Annotated in this window: 11 protein-coding genes; 4 read left to right on the top strand and 7 right to left on the bottom strand. The window is 34.2% G+C overall.

All coding sequences use genetic code 11. The annotated features are described in order from the left end of the window. The 4 genes from VFS71_RS16305 to VFS71_RS16290 all read left to right on the top strand — a co-directional run. Positions 1–904, top strand: a 904-nt coding sequence (locus VFS71_RS16305; protein ID WP_326402604.1) for an arginase, incomplete at its 5' end; no start/stop codon positions are given. A gap of 187 nt (positions 905–1,091) precedes the next feature. Next, positions 1,092–1,904, top strand: coding sequence for a uroporphyrinogen-III C-methyltransferase (cobA, locus tag VFS71_RS16300; protein ID WP_326402603.1), 813 nt, complete (start codon positions 1,092–1,094; stop codon positions 1,902–1,904). Continuing rightward, the gene (locus tag VFS71_RS16295) at positions 1,901–2,137 is read left to right on the top strand and encodes a MoaD/ThiS family protein (protein ID WP_326402601.1); all 237 of its coding nucleotides are present in this window, start codon (positions 1,901–1,903) and stop codon (positions 2,135–2,137) included. Before cobA ends, VFS71_RS16295 begins: the two co-directional genes overlap by 4 nt. Positions 2,138–2,280: 143 nt before the next feature. Continuing rightward, a complete protein-coding gene (locus VFS71_RS16290; protein WP_326402600.1) occupies positions 2,281–3,585 on the top strand; it encodes a M28 family metallopeptidase in 1,305 nt (434 codons plus the stop codon). 80 nt (positions 3,586–3,665) lie between these two features. Here VFS71_RS16290 and VFS71_RS16285 read toward each other — a convergent pair whose 3' ends face one another. From VFS71_RS16285 to VFS71_RS16255, 7 genes are all read right to left on the bottom strand, one after another. Next, the gene (locus VFS71_RS16285; protein WP_326402599.1) at positions 3,666–4,601 is read right to left on the bottom strand and encodes a polysaccharide deacetylase family protein; all 936 of its coding nucleotides are present in this window, start codon (positions 4,599–4,601) and stop codon (positions 3,666–3,668) included. A 17-nt stretch (positions 4,602–4,618) separates the two neighbouring features. Next, positions 4,619–5,662 (bottom strand): MBL fold metallo-hydrolase, encoded by a 1,044-nt coding sequence (locus VFS71_RS16280; RefSeq protein ID WP_326402598.1) that lies wholly within the window; start codon positions 5,660–5,662, stop codon positions 4,619–4,621. Between the two features lie 38 nt (positions 5,663–5,700). After that, complete coding sequence (locus tag VFS71_RS16275) at positions 5,701–6,159, bottom strand: MarR family winged helix-turn-helix transcriptional regulator (RefSeq protein WP_326402597.1); 459 nt, start codon at positions 6,157–6,159, stop codon at positions 5,701–5,703. Positions 6,160–6,165: 6 nt separating this feature from the next. Continuing rightward, positions 6,166–6,621, bottom strand: coding sequence for an EVE domain-containing protein (locus VFS71_RS16270; protein ID WP_326402596.1), 456 nt, complete (start codon positions 6,619–6,621; stop codon positions 6,166–6,168). Next, on the bottom strand, positions 6,618–7,037 hold the full coding sequence (locus VFS71_RS16265) for a polyketide cyclase (protein ID WP_326402595.1): 420 nt from the start codon (positions 7,035–7,037) through the stop codon (positions 6,618–6,620). Before VFS71_RS16265 ends, VFS71_RS16270 begins: the two co-directional genes overlap by 4 nt. 227 nt (positions 7,038–7,264) lie before the next feature. Beyond that, positions 7,265–8,980 carry a hypothetical protein gene (locus VFS71_RS16260; protein WP_326402594.1) on the bottom strand — a complete coding sequence of 572 codons (1,716 nt, stop codon included), beginning with the start codon at positions 8,978–8,980 and terminating at the stop codon, positions 7,265–7,267. Between the two features lie 141 nt (positions 8,981–9,121). Continuing rightward, positions 9,122–9,418 (bottom strand): hypothetical protein, encoded by a 297-nt coding sequence (locus VFS71_RS16255; RefSeq protein ID WP_326402593.1) that lies wholly within the window; start codon positions 9,416–9,418, stop codon positions 9,122–9,124. Positions 9,419–9,889 lie beyond the last annotated feature (471 nt).

Below are 9,889 nucleotides of genomic sequence, written 5' to 3'. Positions count from 1 at the left end.
ATCTGATATGGGGATTGATGCAATAGAAATTGCGGCGATAAATAAGAACAGTGATTATTTTAATGAATATGAATTTGAAGATGTAAAAACGCATAACGAATCCATATATGATAAATACCGCAGTTCTGTTGCCAAAAGAATAGAACATGTTGTTGAACAATGTACTCGTGTTAATAATGCGGTAAAAAATAGCTTGGCAAATAATTATTTCCCAATAGTTTTATCGGGAGATCATTCTTCTGCTTTGGGAACCATTAGCGGTATAAAAACTGCTTATCCCAAGCAAACAGTTGGTGTTATATGGATTGATGCACATGCCGATTTGCATTCGCCATACACAACACCATCTGGGAATATTCATGGAATGCCGTTGGCGGCAGCGCTTGGTGACGATAATTTAGACTGTCAGGTCAATGATGTTGCCAAAGATACCCAAGAGCATTGGAATGAAATGAAAAATATAGGTATTGATGGTCCGAAAGTATTGGCTGAAAATTTAGTCTATTTTGGTGTTCGGGATACCGAAGAAGCAGAGGATAAGCAAATTGAAAAACTGCATATTCGAAACTATAAAGTAGATGAGGTTCGTTATAGAGGATTGGAAATTTGTGTTGACGAAGCATTGGCTAAACTAGCACACTGTGACGTATTGTATATTTCATTTGATGTAGATTCAATGGATTGCGATTTGATTTCGTTTGGTACAGGAACTCCGGTTTCGAGAGGTTTTGATCAATATGAGATTATTGATATTATCAATCAAATTATTGAATCGAAGAAAGTGGTTTGTATTGAGGTTGTTGAGGTAAATCCGTTATTGGATACCAAGGGAAATAAAATGGCCGAGACTGCATTTCAGGTTCTGGAAGCTATAACGGCAACACTTATTTTGCCTATTGAATAATAATTAGTTTAAGTATAATAATTTGCCCAAAATCTCAAGTTTTGGGCTTTTTTTTGCCTAATAGTTAAAAGTGATTTCTTTTCAGAAAATAAAAAGTAAATTTTGTTTTGTCAATTTTTTAAATACTTACATTTGTATAAGTATTAATACTTAGTTGTTCAAAAATAACACATTTATACCTTAGATCATGATACAAACAAATAAGCCAAAGTTAACAATTGTAGGGGCTGGACCAGGAGATGTTGAATTGATTACCCTTAAAGCGATAAAAGCATTAGAAGAAGCTGATGTTGTTTTGTATGATGCCTTGGTCAATGAAGAGTTATTGCAGTATGCCAAACATGCTGAAATTATATTTGTCGGAAAACGTTTTGGATGTCATGCGTACAGCCAAGATCAAATTAACGATTTGATTGTGTCAATGGCCAAAAAGTATGGTCATGTTGTTCGTTTGAAAGGGGGAGACCCTTTTGTTTTTGGAAGAGGAAGTGAAGAAATAGATTTTGCACTGCAGTTTGGAATTGAAACTGCCATTGTTCCTGGAATATCATCTGCATTGGGTGTGCCGGCTTCAAATGGAATTAGTTTGACACAAAGAAAGGTAGCCGAAAGTTTTTGGGTAATTACCGGAACAACCTCCGATCATAAATTGTCTAAGGATGTTGCCTTGGCCTCACAATCTTCGGCAACAGTAGTTATTTTGATGGGAATGAATAAACTGGACGAGATTGTTTCTTTGTACCAAAACAATAGAACCGATGATTTACCAATTGCGATTATTCAAAACGGAACCCAAAAGTCACAAAAGAAAGTTATAGGAACCATCAGTAATATTGAAAGCTTAGTTAAAAAGAATGAAATTGCTTCACCAGCGATTATCGTAATTGGAGAAGTGGTTAAAAATGCTTCGGCCCTAACTTCGTATATGAAAGCAGAAATACTTTCGGATGCATTTTTGGAAGAAGAATTTATTTTACAAAATTTAAATGTTTTCGAATGATTGTAATAAAATATTTTGGTGGTTTAGTGGAGCGCACCAGATGTCGTGATGAAAAAATAGATTTTTCGGATTTGCCATTAAGTAAGCTATTGTCCGAATTGGAAATAAAATACCAACTGGGACAATTTCCATTTAGTGTGGCCGTAAATCAAAAAATAATTGATAAAGTCAGCAACCTGATTCTGAAAAATAATGATGTTGTGGCGTTGTTGCCTCCTTTTGCGGGAAGATAATTGTCGTTTTTCTTTTAATACAATCTTAAAAAAATAAGTTTTCCCTATTACTTTCCTGGGCAAAAACTCATGCATCATTTCTTTTTTTTACAAATAAATAGCCTATTTTTGGCTGTACTAATCTGTATTTGTAAAAGTAAAATATGAAAAAAATTATCGTAAGCGCATTTGTTTTAAGCCTATGTTTCAGTGCAACTGGACAGTCGATTGATAAAATCATTACCTCCAACGAAGTTACCCGAATTGAAAAAATACTTGCTGCCGATGACATGCAGGGGAGAAGAACCTTTACTCCGGCTATTGATAAAGCGTCGGCTTTTATAGAATCTGAATTTAAAAAAGCAGGATTGCAAACCTTTATGGGAGCAGCCAATTTTAGACAAGAGTTTTCTATGACGGAGTCTAAAGCAACTGCATCGAAGATAATCATTGATGGAAAAGAAATCGATAATTCAAAAGTCGTTACATTTTCATACCAACCCCAAGTTTCTTTAACGGAGAAAAGTGATATAGCCGTTGTTAAAATCAACAAAGGAGATAATCTTGGTCAAAAATTTAATGAGTACTACAACGGTACAAAAAGTTATTTGGTACTGGTTGACGCTTCTTTCAGTAAGGTGTTACCAAATATTCAGCATATTGATAGGATTAAGGCTAATCCAGAAAATAATACCGTTTTATTTGTTTTTGGAGTTCCAGAGGCTACTACCTTTTCAATTGAGCTTAGCAATGAGATCTCCAAAAAAGCACTGAATAATGTAGTTGGAGTATTACCGGGAAAAAGCAAACCAGATGAGTATGTTATTTTTTCTGGTCATTACGATCATCTAGGTGTAGGTTCTCCAGAAGAGGGAGCGCCCCATACAGCAACAGATTCCATTTATAATGGAGCGAATGATGACGCTGCAGGAAGTACAGCAGTTATTATGTTGGCGAACTATTTTAAAAAGCAGAATAACAACGAGCGAACCATCATATTTACCACATTTGTGGCTGAAGAATTAGGAGGTTTTGGAGCCAAATATTTCTCTAAACAACTTCCTGCCGATAAGGTGATAGCTATGTTTAATTTGGAGATGATTGGAACCGAATCGAAATGGGGAAAGAATTCAGCATACATTACCGGGTTTGAAAAATCGAATATGGGAGAAATTTTGCAAAGAAACCTAGTAGGAACTGCTTTCAAATTTTATCCTGACCCATATCCGCAGGAGCAATTATTTTACCGTTCAGATAATGCTACTTTGGCGAAATTGGGAGTTCCTGCACATACCATTTCGACTTCAAAAATGGATAGCGAGCCGAATTACCATACCGCCGACGATGAAATTGAAACATTGGATATTGCTAACATGACCGAAATTATTAAAGCAATTGCAGTAAGTTCGTCATCAATTATTAGTGGAAAAGATACACCGACAAGAGTCGATAGTTCTCAGTTGAAATAAATGTACTATCGATTATAAAATATGAAAAGCCCCGAATTTTTTAGATTCGGGGCTTTTTTATTTTAATTATAGCCTTTATGTTATTCGATTGATAAAGCGATTGTCTTCCCTGGTAAAACGGAATAGGTTTTTCCATCTTTCTTAAAAAAGACTATCAATGAACTTGGATTCATAACCATATTCTTGTTTATAGAAATTTTCAAATTGTTAAAAGCATTTATGTAATCGACAACATCAATTTGCTTTGCATAATAAATGCTTGAGTTATTGGAAATCATTTTGAAAAATTTCTCCGTTTCATTCCATTTATTTTCGTCATTTCCAATTTCATAGCTGTGTCCCCAAACATCCATTAATGCTAAGTTTTTGGTTTGAAGAAATTCATTGATGGTTTGATAAAAATGTTCTAATTCTCTCCTGTCATTTTCAGGATTATTGGGTTCGGAATATGCTTTGCCAAATTGATGCATAGTTGGATGCCATTGAAGGAAATCTTTGGGGATGTTAAAAGTATAAGTATCATAAACAGTTCTGGCATATTCAATCCCCAATCCTTTAATAGTCTCAATTAAAAAGTCATTATAATTGCCAAATGGGGATGCCATTCCCCTAACAGGATAATTGACCAATCGTTCCAATTCTTTTCTGTCTTCAGCAATTTCATAAACGATATCAATTTTAGACAAGGCTGTTAAATTAGGGTGATTAGCCGAATGAACCGAAACTTCGTGTCCTGCAAAAAGTTCTTTTATCTCAGCTTTGTTGAGGTAATTAGTAAGACCGAGTTTATTTGAATTGATATGAAAAGTTCCTATTAGTCCATATTTGTTCATTAGTTTTACCAATCTTCTATCTTCAGAGCGTCCATCATCGTAGCTCAAAATTAAAGCTTTGGATTTTCCTTCCGGAAAAAGCATCTCTATTGGAACTCCGATTTTGGTGATTTCAGGATTGACTTGAGCGTTTGTTGAGTTGAAGAATGCAATTAGAATAATGGATAATAGAAATGTTTTCATTTGTCTGATGGTTTGTATTACTTATTTAGATTTAGCCACCAAGTTGGTGTTAATGAATGATTTGAATCGAATAACTCACCTATTTGAGGTAAACAATAGTTGAGGTTTTTGCTAATTGCTTCTTGACTAAAGCGTTCTACTGGTTCTGTCCAAGTATGTTGAGCCAAGGCAAAAGCTGCCCAATGCACCGGCATCATATTTTTTACATTAGCATCTATTGAAGCTTGTATACTTTCCTCAGGGTACATATGAATTTGTTGCCAGTTTTCATTGTATTGGCCACATTCCATAAAAGCAAAATCAAATGGACCTAAACGTGTGCCAATTTCTTTGAAATGTTCACCATAACCACTATCACCGCTGAACCAAATGTTTTCTGTAGCCGTTTTTAATGCCCAACCACCCCAAAGTGATTTGGCTCTATCAGCCAATCCTCTCCCCGAAAAATGTCGGGTAGGAGTAAAGGTGATTTTTATTTTATCAAATGGAATTTCGTCCCACCAATCGAATTCCGTGATTGTATTTTCGGGAATTCCCCAAGAAACCAAATGTCTTTTAACTCCCAGTGCTACATAAAATTGTTTGGTTTTGTTTTTGAGTTTTTGAATACTATCATAATCCAAATGGTCATAATGATCGTGGGAAATTAATACTAAATCTATTTCTGGAAATTCATCTATGAGGTTTAATGTGTTTTGGCTAAATCTTTTAACAGCAAAAGGAGCAATAGGTGCTGCATTTGATCCCAACATAGGGTCGATTAGAATTGTTTTATTGTCTAATCTCATCAATATTGCCGAATGGCCATACCAAATGCTTCGCATAGATTGGTAAAGTTCAATAAATTGTTCTTTATCAAATGGAATAATAGATATGGGTTTCTGAGGTTCTCTAGCTTCTTTTTTACAAAATTGCTTGTATAATAATTTTGGTAAGGTTTGAATACTTATATTCATTGTGGTCACTTCTAAATTTTCGAAGATTTTACCATTCCAATACTTTGATTTTGAATATTTTTCAATATCGGATTTTTTCGCTTTTGCACCAAATTGTTTTCTCATCTTATCTAAATTGACTCATTATTATTTATCCCTCTTTTCTATTGCTGTCCAAGTAACGTTATTAAATTTTTGTTCAATTCCGTTGTTTTAGTGCCGAGTATTGAGAAAAATTCGGTGTCAAATTTTTCAATCGTTACTACTGCTTTTTTGATAATTTCTTTTCCCTCTTCGGTCAGTCCAACGGTTTTTGCCCTTGTGTCTGTTAAATGCTCCTGTCTTTTAACAAAACCTTTTTGCTGTAAGGTTCTCAAAACAGTTGAGGTTGTCATTGGGTCAATTTTGGTGTGGTTGGACAGTACTATTTGTGTTACTTCCTGCTGATGAAGTGATAGCCAATGAATACTGGCCAACAATACAAATTGTGAATGTGTCAGTCCGTAAGGTTCCAATGCTTTTTTTATTTGTCTTTGCCAAAGGTTGGTAACTTGCCATAATAAAAAGCCTGAACTTTCCTCTGGTTTTTCTACACTAAAAGTATTGTCTGTGGATTTACTCATTTATATTTATTGGTTTAAAGGAAGCAGAGAAGTTGCTTGAATTTGAAGCATTCTAGAAGTTATAAAGTTAAAATCATTTTCGTTAATTTCAAAGAAACCGAAGCGAAATGGATATCCCCAAGATTTTTTGTTTGGAATAAATTCAAGGCTATCGATTAAAGGAATAATGGAGGTTTCTATACATTCTGAAAATTCGATGTTCCGTCTAAATGGTTTGAAGGTTTCAGTCATTTGAAATTGATACACTTCATCATCCTTTATTCTTCCGATTGCTGTAAACGCTTGACATTTTTCATTTCCTTCCATTGTAATTTTCGAAGAATAAATAAGCAAGTAATCCCCTTTTTTCATTCGTTTAAGAGGAGCTTCTTTACCATGACAGACTTGCATAAAACTACCTGCAACACCTTTTTTTACGTGTTCTTTGGAAATTGTGGCTATCCAGTATCTTACGTTGTTCATAGTTTTGCAGCCGTTTTTATTTGTGCTTCCATATCTGCTGGTAAAGTGTCTACAATTTTTTGTGCCACCAATTTTATCCATAGAGAGCTCAAAATCCCTTCCACTTTCATAGTTGTTGTAATTTTTAGTCCATTTGGAGTGTCTTCAAATATATGTTCGCCATACATTTTAGCCAATGGGAATTTTGTAAAGTCTGTGAAATTTTGATTTTCTATGGCTTCAACTATTCCGATTTTTAATTTTGGACCTCCTTTCGGTTGAAACATAAAATGATTTCCTTTTTCAAATTTGCCTTCTAATTTTGCAAATTCAATTCCGGTGTCCCAAGTATGCCAATTGTTTACATCAGAGAAGAGTTTCCACATTTGCTCTTTGCTAACTTTATTTGTTACGATTGAATATGATTTTGTCCACATTAGTATTATTTGTTTAAAATTAATAAGTGTAAATATAGTAAGTGAACGTATAATATACAAATTTATTTATGATAATGCTTTTATTAGGTTTAAGTTAGAAGCAAAACAGCCTTGTTTAAAAATGATTAAACGAGGTTGGTTTTTATAATTTTTTCTAAAAATTAGATTATAAGAAGACTATAAAACGATTACTGTTGTTCTGATTATGAGGCATTCAAATTTAGGTTTCATAATATCCTTGATGAAGTAATTTCTACATCAGCATATTTCCAAGCTTCATTAAAGCGAATTTTTGCTTCTTCATATCTTTTTTTTTCGCCAAGCTTTTCATAGGCATTCATTAGTCCTTTTAAAGCCCAACCGTTATTACGGAAGTTTTTTAAATCTTCTTCATATATTTTTACGGCATCTTTATATTTTCCTGCGGCAATCATAACTGCACCCAAATGATGACGAACAGAAAAAAAACAATCTGGTGGTTCATTATAGTTCAGTAAATCTTCTTTTGCAACAGCTTCCTTTAAAAGTGAAATAGCTTTTGGATAATTTTTTTCTTTGGCATTGATTTCTCCTTCCAAAGTTTTCGAGGCTATTTCGCATAAGTCCAATACATGGTTAATACCCCAAATTGTCAAATCTTTTATTTTGGGATCGGTCATTATTTTTCTCATCGTGGCAAGATGTTTTTTGGCTTCGGCTGGTTGATTTTTGGAAAGCATTGCCATTCCTTGGGCATAATACCAAACTACTAATGGATATTTCAACTCTTTTTGAGGTGGAGAGGAGTTCAGTATATCTTTCCATAAACCAAGTTTTATCTCTACGTACCAAGGAATTGAATAATAATGCTGTAAAGTAGACCAAGCCGGATCGAGCAGTAATTTTTTGTGGGCATGGTCTGCCGTTGCAAGCGCACCTTTCAGGGCAACTTTACTTTCTCCGCTAAGTGTGGCACAAGCAGCAATGAAGTGAAAATTATGAGGGTAATAGGCAAGGGGATATGCTCCTTGGGCATGGCAGGCCTCGATATAGGAACTGTCAGTTTCAACTGCTTTTAGATTGGTTGTGACACCGTCGTGATAGCGACCGTTTCTTATATAAATATGTGATGGCATATGCAGTAAATGTCCCGAACCCAGAACTAAATCTCGAAGTAAGTCTGCACTGGCTTCTGCATTTTCGGGTTTCTGTGACATTTCTTCGGCATGTATATAAAAATGGTTTGCAGCTGCATGTTTTGGTTCCAATTGCAGGCATTTTTTGAGCACTGTTATTATTTCAGGTGTCCAAGGTTGGGGAGTTCCGTCTTTATTCCATAAATTCCAGGGATGCAGATTCATTAATGATTCTGCAAACAGTGCGCCTACAGTTACATCCGTTGGATATTTTTCATATACTTTGCGCATGGCAACAGCATAAGAAGAATCGAGTACGGAACGCACAATAGTGGTGTCATTAGAGTAACGATATGTTAAGGCATCAATCAAATGTTTTTCTTTTTCTGAGCAAGAGATGGAATATAATTTTGCCTTTTTTACAGCCTCGAAAGCTCTTATAAAATTATCTTTCTCCATTCCGGCATTGTAATTTGGCCCAAGAACATATGCAAACCCCCACCAACCCATTGCGCATTTAGGTTCTTGTCTTGTAATCTCAAAAAATGAACGGGCAGCTTCCGCATGATTAAACCCAAAGGAAAGCATCAGTCCTTGATCGAAATATTTTTGGACTTCTGTTTTTTTTGTGGAAATAGGAAAATGAAGACCGTCTAAACCTTTAAATAAAGGCGCTTTTTTGCCAGAGGAATACCAGTTTTTGTCTGTCACATCAGATGCGGTGCAACTAAAGTTACTAGAAACGGACTTAGCTTCATTTGCTGTCTTATTTTTTGTACATGAACAACAAATTAAAATAGAACTAAGTAAATAGAAGGTGATTCGCATAATTCATAGTTTTAAGACCATGAATTTACAAAATATTCCTAAAAGTTTTGATGTAATGTATTGTTAAACAGTTTGTTTTTTGCTAAACTTTCAGATATAAACCAATTACTCAAAACCGTTATGGTAGCTGTTGGCAGTAGTTCATTTAATTGTTGATTTCAAACCTGTAAAATACCAATATTCATTATAATGACTTACCAAATAATTGTCATATCCTTTCCTTAATTCTAAACTTACTTTTGCTTTCGAAGGTTTTAAGAGTATTGTTATAACACTTTTTGTTGTTCTATTTACTGGAATATTACGGATTTCAATATTAGGTGCTTCATCATGAATTATATATTCTTCACCGTTATCATAATGATAATCATTTTTGAAAAAAGAATCTACTTTTTTATCATTCAAATATATTTCAATTGTGTCTTTATAGTGTTTCATAAATAGCAAGTTTGCTGAATTTATCTTTTTTGTTGTACGAGTAAAAGAATATCCTTTTATAGAATCCGAATATTGAATTTGCATTTTTTGATTATCAGATATTTGAGTTTTTTCTGTAGCACAACTAAGCAAAATAGATATGAGAAAAAATGTATATGCAAAGTTTTTCATGAGTTTCGATTTAGGGCTCAAATTTTTTGAATTACTGCCAACGTTCTGGTACTACAGCGGGTTTGGGACTAAATTAAGCCCATTCTTCGGATTTGCCAAATTATCCCAAATACAAAACCATCTTTCCATTAAACCAATTGCCCAAATCCGTTGTAGTAGCTGTTAGCAGTAGTATTTTTAGTTGATTAGTTTATTCACTCCGTTTTCAATTTCGCTTTTATTAATTATTAAGTCAGAAAAGCAAGTTTCAATTTTAGTTTTTTTCCAAAAAGGAAAAATTAATAATCCTGTTTCACCAAT

The organism is Flavobacterium sp. (genome assembly GCF_035760125.1).
GTDB lineage: Bacteria > Bacteroidota > Bacteroidia > Flavobacteriales > Flavobacteriaceae > Flavobacterium.
The sequence above is the reverse complement of the archived record's forward strand: the minus strand, read 5'-3'. Positions and strand labels throughout refer to the sequence as shown.

What these genes read in the sequence shown, in the direction of transcription:
- cobA (WP_326402603.1), top strand. Translation starts at nt 1,092, where the DNA reads ATGATACAAACAAATAAGCCAAAGTTAACAATTGTAGGGGCTGGACCA.
- VFS71_RS16295 (WP_326402601.1), top strand. Translation starts at nt 1,901, where the DNA reads ATGATTGTAATAAAATATTTTGGTGGTTTAGTGGAGCGCACCAGATGT.
- VFS71_RS16290 (WP_326402600.1), top strand. Translation starts at nt 2,281, where the DNA reads ATGAAAAAAATTATCGTAAGCGCATTTGTTTTAAGCCTATGTTTCAGT.
- VFS71_RS16285 (WP_326402599.1), bottom strand. Translation starts at nt 4,601, where the DNA reads ATGAAAACATTTCTATTATCCATTATTCTAATTGCATTCTTCAACTCA.
- VFS71_RS16280 (WP_326402598.1), bottom strand. Translation starts at nt 5,662, where the DNA reads ATGAGAAAACAATTTGGTGCAAAAGCGAAAAAATCCGATATTGAAAAA.
- VFS71_RS16275 (WP_326402597.1), bottom strand. Translation starts at nt 6,159, where the DNA reads ATGAGTAAATCCACAGACAATACTTTTAGTGTAGAAAAACCAGAGGAA.
- VFS71_RS16270 (WP_326402596.1), bottom strand. Translation starts at nt 6,621, where the DNA reads ATGAACAACGTAAGATACTGGATAGCCACAATTTCCAAAGAACACGTA.
- VFS71_RS16265 (WP_326402595.1), bottom strand. Translation starts at nt 7,037, where the DNA reads ATGTGGACAAAATCATATTCAATCGTAACAAATAAAGTTAGCAAAGAG.
- VFS71_RS16260 (WP_326402594.1), bottom strand. Translation starts at nt 8,980, where the DNA reads ATGCGAATCACCTTCTATTTACTTAGTTCTATTTTAATTTGTTGTTCA.
- VFS71_RS16255 (WP_326402593.1), bottom strand. Translation starts at nt 9,418, where the DNA reads ATGAAACACTATAAAGACACAATTGAAATATATTTGAATGATAAAAAA.